This is a genomic window from Limnothrix sp. CMB-01, assembly GCF_055193175.1.
The window spans coordinates 2,645,951-2,662,936 of the sequence record NZ_CM143720.1 but is presented as its reverse complement, the minus strand read 5'-3'; the positions used below and the strand labels follow the sequence as shown (position 1 = coordinate 2,662,936).

The following is a 16,986-nucleotide window of genomic DNA, read 5'->3' as shown; positions in this document are numbered from 1 at the left end:
CCGATCGCCCAATCTAGGGTTGGGAGCTAGCCCTTCGGTGGCTCGATCGACCATGATCACCGTTCAACCCGAGTGATGAATCGTTTGGATGGAGGGTCTGTGGGGCAACTCGATCGCACGGTTTGTCACTCGGGTTCTGTTATGAGGGGTGATGCCTGTGCGGTGTCCGTTCTGCCATCACACGGATAGTCGGGTGCTTGAATCGCGGGCGGCGGAAGGCGGACAAAGCATTCGGCGGCGGCGCGAGTGTTTGGCTTGTTTACGGCGCTTCACAACCTACGAACGGGTGGAATTTGTGCCGATCGCTGTGGTCAAGCGAGACGGGCGGCGGGAATCGTTCGATCGCTCAAAACTACTGCGGGGGTTAATTCGCGCCTGTGAAAAAACTGGCATTGGCGTAGAACAGTTGGAATCGATCGTGGACGAAATTGAAGCGGAAGTCCAACAGAGATCGATTCGGGAAGTGAAAACCAATGAATTAGGCGAACTGGTGCTCGATCGGTTGCGATTGCTCAGCGAAGTGGCCTACGTGCGCTTTGCCTCGGTATATCAGCAATTTCAGGGCATTCGGGATTTTGTGGAAACCCTCGATCGATTGCGAGCCGAGCGGGCTGAAGCGCATATTTGGCCAACGGCCACCTCCCTTCTGGAGGATGTTGCTCTGGGCGGCGACCATAATTCCTGAAGCTGCTATTCCTGAGGCAGCCATTCCTGAAACAGCCAGCAAGAGTCACGAAAAGCCCCGCAATCAGCAATTTCGATTATTTTTTGACTATCTTTTTTGGGTTATCTTGAATTCATTTTTTGATCCTTCCAGGAGATTTCTGGGGCGATCGCTGTCATCCCCCAACCACACAGGGGGCCCGGCCGCTTGTCAAATGCCCCTAAGAGTGGCAAAACCAAAGTGGCAAGACCAAATATCGGCATTGGTTGCAGCGTCAACCAACGGTCGCACCTAAGCATGGAGTGAATCAAAGTGGATGCAGTGTTGGGGCTACTCGTTTCTCTCGCCGTGGGCTTGGGCTATTTTGCCAGCTCCGCTCGGGTGATTGAACAGGGAAATAAAGCATTGGTTGAGCGCCTCGGTCGCTATCAACGCACGCTCGATCCGGGATTGAACTTTGTGATTCCGTTCGTGGATTCGCTGATTGTCGAAACCGTGCGGGAACGCGACCTGGATATCGCCCCCCAGCAAGTCATCACCAAAGACGGCTTGGCGATCGAGGTAGATGCCCTCGTTTCTTGGCGCATCGTTAACTTAAAAGCCGCCTACTACAACGTTGATAATCTAGATGATTCCCTCAGAAACCTGGTTTTGACGGAATTACGCGCCCGATTCGGCCAAATTGATCTAGAGGAGACCTTCTCCAAAATTGAAGAATTGAATAATTACCTGCTGGAGCGCCTCGATACGATTACCACTGAGTGGGGCATCAAGGTGCTGCGGGTGGCCATCCAAAACATCAAGCGCCCTGAAGAGATCGATCGCGCCATGGAGCGGGCCCGAATTGCCGAGCGGGAACGTCAAGCCGCCGTTCAAGAGGCAGAAGGAAAGCGCGATGCAGCCATTGCCGAAGCGGAAGGGCGCAAGCGGGCCGCCGTTTCTGAGGCGGAAGGGATTGTGCAAGCGGTGCAGCTCATTTCGGCCGCCATGCAGGATCGTCCCCAAAACAAGGGGGTCTTGGAGCAAATGGTGAAATTCCTGGTGGCTCAGCGCTATGTGGACGCTAGCCAGCGCATTAGCGAAAGCCCCAACTCCAAGGTGATCTTTATGGATCCCAAAGCCCTCACGGAAACCGTCAACGGCATCATGGAAGGCGAGGAATCAACCCCCGCTCGCCACAACCATGTACATGGCAAAATTGACTTCGCAGACTTGGATGGCCCGGGCGGCGCTTAGGCCGATTGGTTGGCGCGGATCGTTGGAGCAAGGGGCTTAAGCCCCTTGTCTGGGGCCGTTAGGGTACGCATTGATCGACCGCTTTCACTGGGTTGCAGGCAATGACAACCAGAGCCTAGGGCTGTGCGGGCGACGGACTGGGGCTGGCGGCGGGGGTTGGTTCAGCGCCGGGTTCCGTAGCAGCGAGCTTGCGAATTTGATCTTTAAATCGATCGGGTGCTAACCCCGCAGCCGTTGCAAACAATTCCTCAGCCTGTTGAGTCTTGCCTTGGTTGCGCAGCACGATCGCCTTGGCCAAAACCGGTCGAAAATCCTTGGGATTGCCCTCTAGGGCCTTGTCAAACGCAGCGATCGCGTCGTCATACCGCTCCAACTTGACGTAAACCTCGCCCAAGAGCAGCCGAATTGATACCACATCGGCGCTGTTGGGCTTGCTTTTATTGGCCGCGATCGCCTGATCCAACGACTCCTGCACCAAACCCACGGCCGCTTGGGGGCGCTGCTGTTCCACCAACAGGGTGGCCAATCCTTGCAGGGCCTTGAGGCTGTTGGGCTGGCGATCGAGCAGGGTGCGGTAGGTGGCTGCCGCCGCTTCCAAGTCCCCCGCCTCTTTCTGGGCTTGGGCTAACAGAATGCCGTAGTCCGGTTCGGAAGGGTTCAGCTCCGCTAGCTTGGCCAACGGCGCGATCGCCCCCTTGCGATCGCCCATTTTCAGCTTGGCTTCCAACAGCCCCCGCAGGGCCGTTTGATTGTCCGGCTCCCGTTGCAGCACCAACTCATAGCCCTTGGCCTCATTCATGAGTCGATCGCGCTCCGAGCTGGCCGGGCTAGTTCCCGGGCTGGCGGCAGAATTGGGGGTTTGGCGTAGGCCTCCCAACAAGGGCAGCACCGACAGTCCAACAAAAGCGAGTAGCGCCAAAAACAGCACAGCGCTCGTGAGCCAACGGTTTTGCTTTTGATTCGTCACAGTTTTTGCCTCGTTTGCCTGACGGAAGAGCCGCCCCGGGCTGGGGAGTCTCTTGGGGGGCCGTAACCCGACATTTTGACATCCACACGCTCTCAACCGACAGGAATTCTTGGATCCGATCCCTTCGGCAACCGAGCAAACCCCATGCGGCGATCGATCCCTAATTTCGCTCAAATGGTGATGACATCAGGGTTTGAGGTCAAGTCTAAATCGGCAACGCTTCCCCGAACTCCCAAAAAACCAGAAAAATCTTCTGACTCCCTTGGGCTATCCATGCATTCAGTAGAATAGGCAGATTGACAGCCCCCGGGTCTTGGCCCTTGAGCCGTCACCTTCAGTTTCCCCATGAACCCATGGGGTGATTGGTCTCTGGAAAATGCCATTCCAGGGGTTTGGGTGAGTCCTGGGTTGGCCCCGTCAATATCAGTTCCGAATCGGTTTCGTCTGAGGTCTCTTGGCTCATTTCTTGGCTCATCTCGGGAAGCTGGCTGAGGCCCGGCCCTGAAGGATCTTTGCCAAATGATTTTTGCCAAATGATCTTCAATGGCTGTGGCGCGATCGCCCTGATTTGCATTTTTGATTTGCATTTCTGATTCGCGCTGATCCAGTGTCATACACATCGTCATGCGCACCGTGATGCACCGATCGCCGGGCTGACCGATCGCTGACCGATCGCCGAACTGATCTCTGTTCCTCGCTCCTGTCTCCGTCCCCTGCAAGGAGGTCTTATGTGTCCCCCGTCTGAGCCGCCTGCGGCCGAGTCATCCACACCGAACAACGGGCCCAAGCGGCCAAACCCGCCCCCCGTCCGTCCCAATCCACCTGCCGCTCAAGCCGAAGAAGCCCCTCGCAAGGAAGCCGCTAAATCGGAAAAAGAGTCCGCCAAAATCGTTAGTATTTCCAAGCCCGTGCGGCGAGACCCAACCGCCACCCCCGAACCGGCCGCCACGCCGGAACCCGTGGAACCGGAGGAAGCCGCTCCCGTCTCGGAAGAGGACAGCACCCTTGGGTTGCGACTGCATCCCATTCCACCCCCCAGTGACCCCATGCAATACCGGGCGATCGGGCTGGTGCGAGGTCGCTATCTGCCTTCCGAAGAGCGCCTAACCAAGGGTGCTTTGGTGGTGGAAAACGATATCCAGATCGATGCGGTGTTGCTGGGCCGGGTCATGAGCCTTGTCAAAAACCACATCGACCTCGATAAGGAACACCTGTGGGTGGTTTATCCGCGCACCCGTGAAAATCACCTGCATTTGCAAGTGGTGGGCGTTTGGGAGCCGGAAACCTTGCACCGCAAGCCGCCGGAAGGATCCGATGAGCCGGTTTTAGAACCAGCCGTGGTGGATCAAGAATTTTTCTCGATCCGAGGCGAGGTGATGTTCCATCGGGCCGACCAAGAGGCGGTAACCATGCGCATCCAGCAAGCGCCGCGTCGCCCCGATGACAAGGCGAAGGCGTTCAAGATCCACTTGAAGGGCGTGCTGGGTGAGCGAGCCGTGGGCCATTTCTGGGATGTGGAGGTGAAGCGAGAAGGGGATGTGCTGACAATCGTGCAGGGTACATCCATTCGACGAATGCCCCCCCGCAAACCCCGCAAGCCGACGGGTAACCACAAGCCTCGGGGCGGCGGAGGTCGCCGGTTTAATCGGAACGATCGCCCGCCGGGGGATCGGCCCGAAGGGACTCGGCCCGCCACACCACGGCCCCAACGGAACGGAGACCAAAAGCCATCGAAACCGCGGCCACGCAGCGCGGCTCCGGAGGGCGAGGCTCACGAATCTTCAAGGGAATCCTAGGCGGCTAACGGAGACCGTGGTTCCCAGCCAGTCTGGGAAATAAGTTCAATTGGGAGCGATTAGTTGAGGCGATCGAGTTCCAGGCAACAAATTTGCCAGGGCTTGATCGCCTTTGTGCTGGCGGGGTCTGCTGGGGTTGTTGCTATGGGCGTTGGGGTAGAGTCCGACAGGGGATCGCCCAACAAATTGACCCGATCGCCCCAGGTCAAGGGCAAATCGCTAGTCAGGTGCAACTGACCCGATCGGCCGACACTTTCATAAAGCCGCAACACCCAGCGATCGGCCCGTTGGGGATGGCGGGTGAGGGCCATCAGTTGGGCATAGTCACAGCCCAAGTTGAGCAAGGTGGCTTGGGTGGGCAACTGGGGCGCGATCGCCGAATCGGCCGCAGCTTCGGCTAATTGCGGATCCTCAGTGGCGGGCACAGGAACCCAACAGGCCAAGAGCGGTGATTGCAACTCGGCCGATCGCTGCACCGTCTGGGCCCCTTGCCAGCCGCCCAAGTGGGGATAGATTGCGTAGGTGAATTCCCAGGTACCTCGATCGCTGTGGGGATCGGGCCAACAGGGCGATCGCAACAAACTCAGGCGCAATTGCCCCGGCTTGGCATCAAACCCATGGGGCCCCGTGGTTAATAAACTCACCCCCCAGGCCGCCACATCCTGCGGCGTGGGATCCGCAATTTGGGGAGTCCGATCGGGGGTTGCATCAGGGGTCGCATCGGTGGCCACATCGGGGGTCGATCGCCCAGGCACAGCAGGATGATCCGCAATTAACCGGGCGGCCAGGTCAGCCCAGCGCAGGGCGGGCACTTCCCACTTCGCTTGTTCGGCGGCGGTGCTGGGTCGGGTGGGGCGAACAATTGCCCCGCAAGGAATTTCGTAGGTGGCGAGATCCGGTTCGTCACTGAGGGGAAAGGCGGCTTTTAAAAGCACTTGGGTTTCTTGCCATTGGGCGGTAGTGCGAATTTGCAACAGGGGCGATCGGGACTCCAGAACGTAATCTTGAGCGATCACCGATTGCCCCACCTGTCGTCGCACTCGCAGAACTTGGCGCACGGGGCCGGACTCTTCCCATCGCCAATCCAACAGTTGAGCCGGAGGCAGCGCGTTGGTTTCGTAGGCGGGATCAATATTCCAAGCGTCCCAATATTGCCCCGCGTCCCGAAAGGCTTGCAGCTCGTTGCCGGGGCCGGACAAGATTTCGCAATTTTGGATGATGTCAAACAAACTGCTGATGTTGCCGGTAATCGGATCGATCGTGACCCGTAACCAGGGATTTTGCAGAATCGGCGGCTCGCTGGGTAAATGTTGCAAATCCACCATCGTGGGTTCGGCATCGGGCACTAACCACAGGCATTGATAACCCACGCCGGGACAGTCATTCACCTGCACCAACAACCGATCGCCCCGGGGCCCCGATCGCTGAGTTAACAACGGTTGCCCATCGCCACTCACCGCTCGCCAAGATCCCGGGGGCAACGCCAGTTCCACCACGCCCGATCGCTCCCAACTGAGGCTGTTAAAAATTACCACGGGGGAAGCTCCGGCCACGGGCGGTTGGGTCAGGTCGATCGCAGCGCACCAGTGACTTAATGCGCGATCGCGCCCGGCCAAGGCTCCGGCTTCCGCCACCTGCCAATCCCCATTCACCGTTTCATAGACTTCGGGGATCGAAGTGCCGGGCAAAATGTCATGGAATTGGTTAAACAGCACCCGTTTCCAGGCCTGCTCTAAGTCTGCAAAAGCAGCGGTGGCCAACTCGGGAGTCACCAGCCCTGCCATTTCCGCCAAAGACCACCAAAGTTCCGCTTCATACAGCAGTCCTTCACAGCGACGGTTGGCCAGCTTTTGATCCAAGTGGGTGGTGTAGCAGCCGCGATGAAACTCCAGATACAGTTCATCGCGCCAGCGGGGCCAGATGTCGATCGCGGCGAGTTTTGCACCCAAGTCGGTCACCCGTCCAAACCCTAGCTGCGGGAACAGGGGAGAGGCAGACCAGCGCTGCCACTGCTCCAGCATTTCCCGGGTGGGGCCGCCTCCTCGATCGCCCAGCCCCGGTAACCAAAGGCTGGTGGGTTGGCCGGTGGCCTGTTCCCAATCGACGGCATACCGAGCGATCGCCAGGGGATCCGCGTCCGTGCCAATGGGCGGCAACATCCAGCCCAACACTTGCGACCCATCGGGGCTTTCCCAGGTGATGACCTCGTGGGGAAAGCGGGTGGTGTCGTTCCAGCGCAGTTTTTGGGTGGCAAAAATATCAATGCCCCCTAACCGCAACAGTTGCGGCAATTGCCAGCAGAACCCAAAGGTATCGGGCAACCAGGCAATCCGGGCCGGTTGATCCGCCACCCACTGGCCTTGATGGTTCAGGGCAAATTGTTGACCGTAAAGAATTTGGCGGGCGATCGATTCGCCGCTGATGCAGTTCAAGTCCGGCTCAATCCACAGTCCCGCCGCCAGTTCCCACCGCCCTTCCCCAACCCGATCGCGCACTTGAGCCATCAGGGCCGGGCGATCGGCCGCCAACCACTCAAACAGGGCCGGGCTGGAATGGGTGAAGGTGAGGTCAGGAAATTCCGTTTGCAACTGCAAGACCGATCGAAAGGTGCGATCGGCCGCATCCCAGGTATCCGCCACGGGCCAGAGCCAAGCCATGTCCAGGTGGGCATGGCCCACGGCGTGAATTTGTCGCTGCTTGAGCCAGTCGGCCCAACCGGCGGCCACCAGGGTTTGGCGGGCCCGTTGCAGGGAGGCTTCAAAGGCCACCCGATCGGCTAAGGCCGCCCAGTGAATTTGCCCGATCGCCTGATCCAAACTGGCGCGATCGGGGCGATCGGGCGATTCCAAAGTGGCAAACTGAGCCACCACCGCCAACTCATCGGCCAGCGTTCCCGGATCCAGGCGATCGACCAAAGAAGCCGTCTCAAAAATCAGCTCTGCCTTCACCAGCGCCCCTTGATCATGGCCGGGTGACACCAATCGAATCGCCAAATCAAACGCCATGCCCGGTTCCGCCGCCGCGCTCAGCAACCGCCGACAGGCCGGATCGAAGAGATCGCCCGCTTGGACAAATTGCCCATTCAGATAGATTTCCGCCACTTCCGCCCACCAACCCAAGGCCAGTCGCAGCGTCAGCCCCGCGATCGGGTAGGGTTCTGCCAAATATTCCGGAATCACAATCCGTTGGGCCAACCACAGGGTCGATCGCCCCGCCGCCACAGGGATGTGGCCCTTGTCATTCACCGCCATCTGCGGCCAACGCGACCACCGATCGGGATCCAAGGCCCAATCTAGGCGCAATTCCCCTCGCCACCCCTGCCAAGCGGTTTGGCAGCGATATCGAGTGAGGGAACGCAGCCGATCAATCGAGAACTGCCAAGGCTCAGAATTCTGCGGAGTCACGGGAAGCTAGGCTCAGTGTATGTATACTTTCTCCAATTTAAAGGCCATTCTCCCGTCGCTCTTTCGCTGGCTCGTTCACTATCCACGGAATTTGAGGCCACTGAGATACAAATCAGGCTCAAATCAAGTTCAAATCAGGCAGAACTCAGGCTTAAATCAGTTGCCATCAGAATGATGGCCCCGCAGGACGTTGGGGAGAAAACCACAACACCCGATAGCTCGGCCACTGCTCCACCTGGGTTAACTGCCGCAACCGCCGACCATCCGCACTCGCCACATAGATATGGTCACTACAGGTGACCTGACCAGCGGTCACCAGCCGCCGACAGGGGCCCGCAAAGCCGGCCACCAAAGCCAGTTGTTGGCCGTCCGGTGACCAGGTATAGGCCGATAAATCCCCCAGGCGCTCCCCTTGGGTCACCAGCGGCAATTCCTGAAATTGGCGCGATCGAGTATCTAAAATCCAAATTGAGGACTGGGATTTCACCCCGGACGATTGGGGAAAAAGCCACTGAAAACTCAAAAATTCATCAAGCGGATCGTCGTTGCCGCGCACGGCCGGGTTGCGGTGATTTAAAAAGCTCAGCCGCTGACTATCCGGTAACCATTGGAAGTCGTACATGGCGACTTCGGGCACTTGAAAAGGCGTGGTTTCCCCTTCCCGAATCAGCACTTGGGGCGGCTTTTGCAAATCCAGCAGGGTCAGATCCACCGCCTCTTGCCCCAGTTGATAGCGGGCAACGGCCAGGCGCTGACTATCGGGAGACCAGCTCATCCAGCGAATTTCCCGATCGGCATCATCGTTCGCGAGCCAAAGGCGCTGTTGGCCCGTTTGCCGATCGAGTAAGTAAATTTCCGAAAAAGTGGCTTCACCACGCGACTCAATTCGTTCATAGGCCAACCAACGGCCATCGGCACTCCAGGCCCGCCGGCCATTGGAGCTTTGGGCGGCGGGGGGAACGGTGAGCGATCGCACTCCCCCTTGGGGCGTAATCAAAAAGGGACTCGATCGCCCGGAAAATACACCTTGATAGATCAACCCGCTGCCATCCCGCAACAAAACGGGCGGGCCATTTTCAATTAGGGCTTGATTTTTGTTGGGCTGCTCAATTTCCACGTCGTTTTGCAGCAGCCAGCGAGCCACCAAGCCCGTTTGTAAATCGGCCGTATAAAATGCCAACCGTGATGGGTCGGGGCCTTGATTGTTAATGTCCGTGGTCACGATCAGGGTGTCCCGATCGTTGGGCAGTTCTGTAACGCTCGGTAACTGTGCCTTGGGCAAGTCACTGACGCAACCTAAGAGTAGAGAGAGCAGGCCAAGGCTTGAGCAGCGCGCCGCGATCGCCCGCCACCGCCAGAGTTGAAAATTGGATCGCAACAACATTCGATAAGGTCACCATTGGCGACAGCCAACAACAGCCAACGACAGCCAAAAAATGATCGTGCGCTGTCTATTCCCGCCATAGAGTAAAGTGTACTTTCTGGTCAATTCCTAATCGTAGTGGGTGACTGCCATGCCGACTGCTCCTATTGCCGTGACCGTGCCAATTCCAGCCTTAACGATCGCCCCGGCCAGGGTGACACGCGGTTGGGGTGCGATCGCCCAGGCAGGAGCAGAACTGGCCCGGTTGGGCAAGCGACCCTTGATCATCGGGGGCGATCGCTCCCTAGCAGCCCTATTACCTCCTTTGCAACCGATCCTGGAGCAAATCGGGGCTAAAAGCACCGCCGCCAATTATTTGCCCGATTGCTGTGAAAGCAGCCTGGAACGCCTGCGCGTGGCGGCCAAGGCCCATCGAGCGGACTACATGATCGGAACCGGCGGCGGCAAGGCCCTGGATGCGGCCAAACTGGTGGCCCACCAGCTAAAAATCCCGATCGCCACGATTCCCAGTTCCGGAGCCACTTGCGCCGCCTGGACAGCCCTCTCGAATGTTTATTCCGAATCGGGAGCGTTTTTGTATGATGTGACGCTCGATCGCTGCCCCGATTTGCTGATTTTGGATTATCAACTGGTGCTGACGGCCCCCACTCGCACCCTGGTGGCGGGCATCGGTGACGCGATCGCCAAATGGTACGAAGCCGCCATCAGCAGCGGGCGCTCTGAGCAAACCACGATCGTTGCCGCCGTTCAATCGGCCCGAGTGTTGCGAGATTTGCTATTGCAAAAATCCGCCGAGGCGATCGCCCAACCCGGCGGCCCCCTGTGGCAAGAAGTGGTTGATGCTTCCGTGCTGATGGCCGGGGTGATTGGCGGTTTGGGCGGGGCCCAATGTCGCACCGTGGCCGCCCACGCGATCCACAACGGTCTCACCCACATCAGCGCCAGTCACGGCACGCTGCATGGCGAAAAGGTGGCCCTCGGAATTTTGGCCCAACTGCGGCTCGAAGAAATGATCCAAGGCAGTCAGTTGGCCGCCGCTGCCCGGGCCCAATTGCTGAGTTTTTACGAGGCGATCGGGTTGCCGCGCTGCCTGGAAGACCTGGGCCTTGGGCAAATGACACTTCAGGATTTGAAACAGGCCGCAGAGTTGGCCTGCCATGAGCGATCGGATATTCATCACCTCCCCTTCCCCGTGAGTGCCGACCAAGTGATGGCGGCCCTGGTGTCAACCCTCGCCCCCTGCCGCAGCAGCTTCAGCCCCGATGGCGGGCCGATCGCCGCGGCCCCCATCTACACCGGAGAGGAGGTCACTCAGCCATGAAAATTCAACCAGCCGATCGCCTGCGCGTCCTACCACAATACGTTTTTGCTCGCCTTGACGAACTGAAAGCCCGCGCCCGGGAACAGGGCCTAGATTTGATTGATTTGGGCATGGGCAACCCCGACGGCCCCGCGCCCGCCCCGGTCATTGCCGCCGCCAAAGAAGCCCTCGACAATCCCAACGGCCACGGTTACCCCCCCTTCGAGGGCAACGCCAGCTTTCGACGCGCCATCACCGATTGGTATGAGCGGCGCTATGGCGTAAAGCTCAATTCCGACAGCGAAGCGCTGCCCCTGTTGGGTTCCAAGGAGGGCCTAACCCACCTGGCGCTGGCCTACATCAATCCGGGCGATACCATTCTTGTTCCTAGCCCTGCCTATCCTCCCCATTTCCGGGGGCCCCTGCTGGCCGGCGCTGATCTGTACACGATCATGCTCAAGGCAGAACAGGATTGGCTGATTGATTTTGGTTCCATCCCGGACGACGTGGCCGATCGCGCCAAAATTCTCTACTTTAACTACCCCAGCAACCCCACCGCCGCCACCGCCCCCCGTGAGTTTTACGAGGAAGCCGTGGCCTTTGCCCGCAAGCACGAGATTCTGTTGGTTCACGATCTCTGCTATGCCGAGCTGGCCTTTGATGGCTATCAACCCACCAGCTTGCTGGAAATTCCGGGCGCGAAGGAGATTGGCGTGGAATTCCACACCCTCTCAAAAACCTACAACATGGCCGGCTGGCGGGTTGGTTTTGTGGTGGGGAACACGGAGATTGTCCAGGGGTTGCGCACCCTGAAAACCAATTTGGACTACGGCATCTTTTCAGCCCTGCAAAAGGCGGCGGAAACAGCCCTTTCGATGCCTGATACCTACCTGACGGAGGTGCAAACACGCTATCGATCGCGCCGGGATTTCCTAGTGGAGCGGTTTAACCAATTGGGTTGGTCTCTGAAGCCCACCCGCGCCACCATGTACCTGTGGGTTCCCTGCCCGCCGGGTCTGACTTCTACGGATTTTGCCCTTTCGGTGTTGGAGCAAACGGGCGTTGTTTTCACGCCGGGGAATGCTTTTGGCCCGGGGGGCGAAGGCTATGTGCGGGTCAGCTTGATTTGCGATTTGCCCCGATTGGGTGAAGCGCTCGATCGCCTGGCTGCCGCTGGGATTCACTACGACATGGCCGCCACAACGGTTTAAAACGGTTTAATTGGAAATTGCCAAAATTCTAAAACCACCAAACTTCAGCAAAGTTCAGCAAAGTAAAGAGTACGCAAAGGGTGCGTACTCTTAAAATCATCTAAAAAATTCCTGCAACGTTGTCCCAAGTTCACCACCCCAGCGGGGGATGCGATCGAGACTCCCGGCAAGACAACTTAGCCAACCAGCAAAGATGCGCTAATTCAGCCAAGCCAACTTCAACCAACATCAAAAGCCGTGGCTTAGTAAGCCAAGCCCATGCTGCGGGTGGTTTCGCCGCCCAGATAAACACGGATGCTCAAGAAGTCGGTGGGGCAAGCGGTTTCGCAACGCTTGCAACCCACGCAATCCTCGGTGCGGGGCGAGGAAGCAATCTGAGCGGCCTTGCAGCCATCCCAGGGAACCATCTCCAGCACGTCGGTGGGGCAAGCGCGCACGCATTGGGTGCAGCCAATGCAGGTGTCGTAAATTTTTACCGAATGAGACATTGAAGCAATACTCCCTTCGATTCCTTGGTTTGAAGTAAACGGCGATCGTGCCGAGAATCCGTTGAAATCACCGTTCAGTGTATCTTGCGAGTTTTGGTGGCTTCCTTGAAGGTTGCAAAAATTTAAAGTTGGTAAACCAAGCTTGACGACGGGGGCCAGTCATTGTGGGTCATTTGGGGGCCGGTTCCCGTCGGGGTCGATCGCCCGTCGCCGGGGGCTGATGCCTAAGCCAGACCCAGCTTTTGGAGCACTGGGCGCGTGGAAACAATGTGGCGATCGAGGCCTAAATCGCGCGGGGCCAGGCCCAATGCCAGGCCAATCAGTTGCGGCAGATGCAGCACCGGGATGTTGAGCGATCGCCCGGTCACTTTTGCCACTTCCGGTTGTCGGGAATCGAGGTTGAGATGACAAAGGGGACAGGGCGTGACCAGGCAGTCGGCCCCCGCTGCGATCGCCTCGGCAAGGTGGGTTCCCGCCAACTGGAAGGAGGCCTCAGTGGCATAGCTGGCCAGGGGCCAACCGCAGCATTGGGTGCGCCCACGGTAGTCGATCGCCCCAGCGCCCAAGGCCGCAAAAATTTGCTCCATCGATCGGGGGTTGTCGGCGTTGTCGTAACGATTGAACGACTGGGCCCGCAGCAAATAGCAACCATAAAAGGCGGCGCAGTTGAGGCCGGCCAGTTGGCGAGTCACCCGCTGGGCGATCGCTTCAATGCCATAGTCGGCCACCAGGGCCCAGAGCAAATGCTTCACCTCCGTGGAACCTCGGTAGGGCAGGCAACCCTGATCCGACAGCAGGCCATTAACCTGTTGGAAATAGTCCGGTTGTCGATCGCGGGCGGTTTTGAGTCGCTCATCCACATGGCCAATCACCCCTTGGCAGGTGCTGCAATGGGTCAGCATCGGTAAATCCAAGGCCTCAGCTAGGGCAATGTTGCGAGCATTGACCGTATCTTCAAGCAGTTGGGATTCTTCCTTGAACGTGCCTGACCCACAACAGGCGGCCGCCGTCAATTCCACCAGTTCAATGCCTAAAACACGGGCGATCGCGGTGGTGGATTGGTGCAACTCGCCACAGGCCCCCTTGGCTACACAGCCCGGGTAATAGGCATATTTCAGCTTGCCCGATCGACCCTGTAGCGGCTGGCGATCGGGAAAAGAACCGGTCGATCGCGATGTCGTCGGTGTTCCACTTTGGGCAACAACCATCGTTAAATTACTCCCAAGGGTTAATCAAACGCCCAATCACTTCATTGCCAGTCGCGTCATTGCCAGTCGCGTCATTGCCGATCGTGGCCACTGCCGAATCATGAGCCATCGATTACGTGACAACACATGACAACCGAATCGCGGCAGCCGAATCGTGGCAACTAAGGCATGGCAACTCAGTCATGGCAACTCAGTCATGGCGCTGTCATGGCGTTGATGGTTCTGAGTTTAAAGGGCGCGACTGGGGTTTAGGGCAAATCTTTTGGATTCTGTTCCATTCTGAGCCAGTTGCTTGGTTCCAGTATCTGTACCTTGATCCCACCCCAGAATTTCTGCCCCGCCAAGTCAACCCAAACCGCCCACCGCTTCGCATTGGGCTGCGGGGAGCAATCGCCCGTAGAATCTCACCCGCAACGGCCGCTTTCCGATAAGATGAAGGAATGCTTAGATGCGCCCTCATCGGTGACCCGTCTCGATGCCCCTTGGTCGCGGCCTGGTTATCGTCATCTTCGAGCCAGCCGACTGCCTCGCTGCGGTCTATTCAGACGCAAGCCGACTGAGCCGGATGCAAGGCCCGCCCGCTCACCTTCTCGATCGCAGCATTTTCAGAGTTTTCAATAGCTCAGATCTGTTGTCGGATCGATCATTGCACCCCCGTTGTGCGACGATAACCCTCACCCCGTCAGACTAGAACCTGGGCGGCTTGGGGGGCTGTCCAATAGGAGTCATCATGTCAGCTCTAATTTTCGAAAAAGTTAAAAAAATCGTAGCCGATCAGCTCAGCGTTGAGGATGAAAAGGTCGTACCGGAAGCTAGCTTTAGCAACGACCTGGGTGCAGACTCCCTGGACACCGTTGAGTTAGTCATGGCCCTCGAAGAAGAATTTGATATCGAAATTCCTGACGAAGCGGCTGAGAAAATCACCACCGTGCAAGAAGCGGTTGACTATATCCTCGCTCAACAATCTTAGTTATTGCAGCCCGATCGCCCACTGACGGCTCGTAGACCTCTCGTGCTGGGTTTGCAGACCTCCAGACTGTTATCACCATGACCAGTTCCAACCGCGTTGACACCCCTGTGGCAAGCGCTGCCGGTGCGGCCCCCGCTGACGAACCCCGTCGGCGCGTTGTCGTCACCGGTCTGGGCGCAATTACCCCCATTGGCAACACCCTCAGTGAATATTGGGATGGGCTAATGGCGGGGCGTAACGGCATTGGGCCGGTTACGCTGTTTGATGCCTCACGCCACGACTGCCGAATTGCCGGCGAACTGAAGGACTTTGATCCGCTGCAATACATCGATCGCAAAGATGCCAAGCGGATGGATCGGTTCACGCAAATCGCGGTTTGTGCCAGTAAGCAAGCCGTTGCAGATGCCCAGTTCGTGATCAACGACCTGAACGCTGAGCAGGTTGGGGTGTTAATCGGAACCGGCATTGGGGGACTGAAGGTTCTCGAAGACCAGGTGGAAGTGCTACTCCATCGTGGGCCCGATCGATGCAGCCCCTTCATGATTCCCACCATGATTGCCAATATGGCCGCTGGTCTGACGGCAATCCAACTGGGGGCCAAGGGGCCAAACTCTTGCACGGTGACAGCTTGCGCGGCGGGATCCAACTCGATCGGGGATGCGTTCCGACTCGTGCAGCGAGGCTATGCCCAGGCGATCGTGTGCGGCGGCTCAGAAGCAGCCATCACACCGCTGGGGATGGCCGGCTTCGCAGCCATGAAGGCCATGTCCACCCGCAACGATGATCCCACCCGTGCCAGCCGTCCCTTTGACCAAGGACGTGACGGCTTCGTCATGGGCGAAGGAGCCGGGATTCTGTTGCTTGAAGAACTGGATCACGCCCTCAGCCGGGGAGCCAAAATTTACGCGGAAATCATCGGCTACGGGATGACCTGCGATGCGTACCACATGACGGCTCCAGTTCCCGGCGGGGAAGGCGCAGCCCGAGCCATTCGCTTGGCCATGAAGGATGCAGGCATCACTCCCAACCAAGTGAACTACATCAACGCCCACGGAACCAGCACCCCTGCCAACGATTCCACGGAAACAGCGGCCATCAAAGCGGCTTTGGGTGAGGACGTGGCTTCCAAGGTGGCCATTAGCTCTACCAAGTCCATGACTGGCCACCTCCTGGGTGGCTCCGGTGGAATTGAAGCAGTGGCGACGGTTATGGCGATCGTCCATAACAAGGTTCCGCCGACCATTAACCTGGATGATCCTGACCCCGCTTGCGATTTGGACTATGTGCCCAATCAAGCAAGGGAAATGCCGGTGGAAGTGGCCCTGTCAAATTCCTTTGGCTTTGGTGGTCACAACGTGACGCTCGCCTTCCGTAAATATCGCGGCTAGGATTTTTCCTAGCATCGCGATCGACTGGAATGCAAGGGAGTTCAAACTGAATTTGGCGCTCAGTTCGGTGCAATCCGTAGGGGTGGGTTCTGGGAACCTGCCCCTATTGGTTTGGTGGAATTAATTCGGTGAAATTAATTCGATCGATTCGGTGAATTGCTAGATTTCGCCATCAAATGCGATCGAACAAGGCCCGATAAACCGGTAAGCCTTGATCCAAAACCGATTTTTCCCGTTCGGTGGGAATCGGTAACGGATTTTGCGTCAACCAAGGAAGGGAATGGGTGAGCCGAAAAGCCGCATGTTCACAGAAGCGATCGCGCATTTCGATCGCCACTTCTTCGATGTCTGATTGCACAAAAACCTGTGCCCCCAAGGGTAAAAACTCCGCCAAATCCTTGACCAAGCTGGGTTGCACGACCCGGCGCTTTTGGTGGCGTTTTTTGAACCAAGGATCGGGAAATTGAATCGTTACCCGCTGCACAATTCCTGGGGGCAAGGATGCCAACAGAGGACGGATTGAGCGATTGGCATTACAAGGCAAATACCGCACATTTTCGAGGCCGCGTTCTTCGGCCCAGCGGTTGGCTTGATGCACCAAGGGTTCGCGAATTTCGAGGCCCAAAAAGTTCCAGGTTGGCTCTTGGGCCCCCATGGCTAAGATGAAATGCCCCTTCGCACAGCCAATATCGAGATGAAGGGGCCGATCGAGTTGGCGAAACAGTTGCGACCAATTGGGGGGTTCGATCGCCCGATCATAATGGCGACTGAGGGGATTGACATGCTCACGAACACGCACCAAGGCCACGGGAGGTTTCCTCAACTCAAAACCTCCCGATCCTACCGCTTCAATTGAATGCGATCGCGATCGGGAGCAAGATTTTGGAAAGTTGAGGGAAGTCCCCGCAATAAGAACGCGATGAGAGCGCAATGGGAACGCAATGGGACTGGCGAAATCCGGCATTCACGC

13 protein-coding genes are annotated in these 16,986 nt (G+C 57.8%); 7 read left to right on the top strand and 6 right to left on the bottom strand.

What is annotated here, in order from left to right:
• Positions 1–157: 157 nt before the first annotated feature.
• Complete coding sequence (gene nrdR, locus ACZA91_RS11070; protein ID WP_463186426.1) at positions 158–685, top strand: transcriptional regulator NrdR; 528 nt, start codon at positions 158–160, stop codon at positions 683–685.
• A gap of 291 nt (positions 686–976) precedes the next feature.
• Positions 977–1,900: an SPFH domain-containing protein gene (locus tag ACZA91_RS11065; RefSeq protein ID WP_190532311.1), complete on the top strand. Its 924-nt coding sequence runs from the start codon at positions 977–979 to the stop codon at positions 1,898–1,900.
• 115 nt (positions 1,901–2,015) lie between these two features.
• On the opposite strand, the gene ACZA91_RS11060 is transcribed toward ACZA91_RS11065, so the two are convergent.
• Entirely contained in the window at positions 2,016–2,867 is an 852-nt protein-coding gene (locus ACZA91_RS11060) for a tetratricopeptide repeat protein (protein ID WP_099532323.1), read from the bottom strand.
• 728 nt (positions 2,868–3,595) lie between these two features.
• On the opposite strand from ACZA91_RS11060, the gene ACZA91_RS11055 reads away from it, so the two are divergent.
• The gene (locus ACZA91_RS11055; protein WP_463182348.1) at positions 3,596–4,663 is read left to right on the top strand and encodes a hypothetical protein; all 1,068 of its coding nucleotides are present in this window, start codon (positions 3,596–3,598) and stop codon (positions 4,661–4,663) included.
• Positions 4,664–4,722: 59 nt separating this feature from the next.
• Here the strand turns inward: ACZA91_RS11055 and ACZA91_RS11050 are convergent, their stop codons facing one another.
• Together ACZA91_RS11050 and ACZA91_RS11045 are read right to left on the bottom strand one after the other, a co-directional pair.
• The gene (locus ACZA91_RS11050; protein WP_463182347.1) at positions 4,723–8,067 is read right to left on the bottom strand and encodes an alpha-mannosidase; all 3,345 of its coding nucleotides are present in this window, start codon (positions 8,065–8,067) and stop codon (positions 4,723–4,725) included.
• A 166-nt stretch (positions 8,068–8,233) separates the two neighbouring features.
• Complete coding sequence (locus ACZA91_RS11045) at positions 8,234–9,445, bottom strand: hypothetical protein (RefSeq protein ID WP_463182346.1); 1,212 nt, start codon at positions 9,443–9,445, stop codon at positions 8,234–8,236.
• 136 nt (positions 9,446–9,581) lie between these two features.
• Here ACZA91_RS11045 and ACZA91_RS11040 point away from each other — a divergent pair, with 136 nt between their 5' ends.
• Positions 9,582–10,772 (top strand): iron-containing alcohol dehydrogenase, encoded by a 1,191-nt coding sequence (locus tag ACZA91_RS11040; RefSeq protein ID WP_463182345.1) that lies wholly within the window; start codon positions 9,582–9,584, stop codon positions 10,770–10,772.
• Entirely contained in the window at positions 10,769–11,962 is a 1,194-nt protein-coding gene (locus ACZA91_RS11035; protein ID WP_099532329.1) for an aspartate aminotransferase, read from the top strand. Before ACZA91_RS11040 ends, ACZA91_RS11035 begins: the two co-directional genes overlap by 4 nt.
• A 242-nt stretch (positions 11,963–12,204) precedes the next feature.
• Here ACZA91_RS11035 and psaC read toward each other — a convergent pair whose 3' ends face one another.
• Together psaC and ACZA91_RS11025 are read right to left on the bottom strand one after the other, a co-directional pair.
• Positions 12,205–12,450: a photosystem I iron-sulfur center protein PsaC gene (gene psaC / locus ACZA91_RS11030; protein ID WP_099532330.1), complete on the bottom strand. Its 246-nt coding sequence runs from the start codon at positions 12,448–12,450 to the stop codon at positions 12,205–12,207.
• 224 nt (positions 12,451–12,674) lie between these two features.
• On the bottom strand, positions 12,675–13,658 hold the full coding sequence (locus ACZA91_RS11025; protein ID WP_190527924.1) for a CoB--CoM heterodisulfide reductase iron-sulfur subunit B family protein: 984 nt from the start codon (positions 13,656–13,658) through the stop codon (positions 12,675–12,677).
• Between the two features lie 727 nt (positions 13,659–14,385).
• On the opposite strand from ACZA91_RS11025, the gene acpP reads away from it, so the two are divergent.
• Complete coding sequence (gene acpP / locus ACZA91_RS11020; protein WP_099532356.1) at positions 14,386–14,628, top strand: acyl carrier protein; 243 nt, start codon at positions 14,386–14,388, stop codon at positions 14,626–14,628.
• A 77-nt stretch (positions 14,629–14,705) separates the two neighbouring features.
• Entirely contained in the window at positions 14,706–16,016 is a 1,311-nt protein-coding gene (gene fabF / locus ACZA91_RS11015; RefSeq protein WP_099532332.1) for a beta-ketoacyl-ACP synthase II, read from the top strand.
• 172 nt (positions 16,017–16,188) lie between these two features.
• Here fabF and trmB read toward each other — a convergent pair whose 3' ends face one another.
• Positions 16,189–16,839 (bottom strand): tRNA (guanosine(46)-N7)-methyltransferase TrmB, encoded by a 651-nt coding sequence (gene trmB, locus ACZA91_RS11010; protein ID WP_393013773.1) that lies wholly within the window; start codon positions 16,837–16,839, stop codon positions 16,189–16,191.
• Positions 16,840–16,986 lie beyond the last annotated feature (147 nt).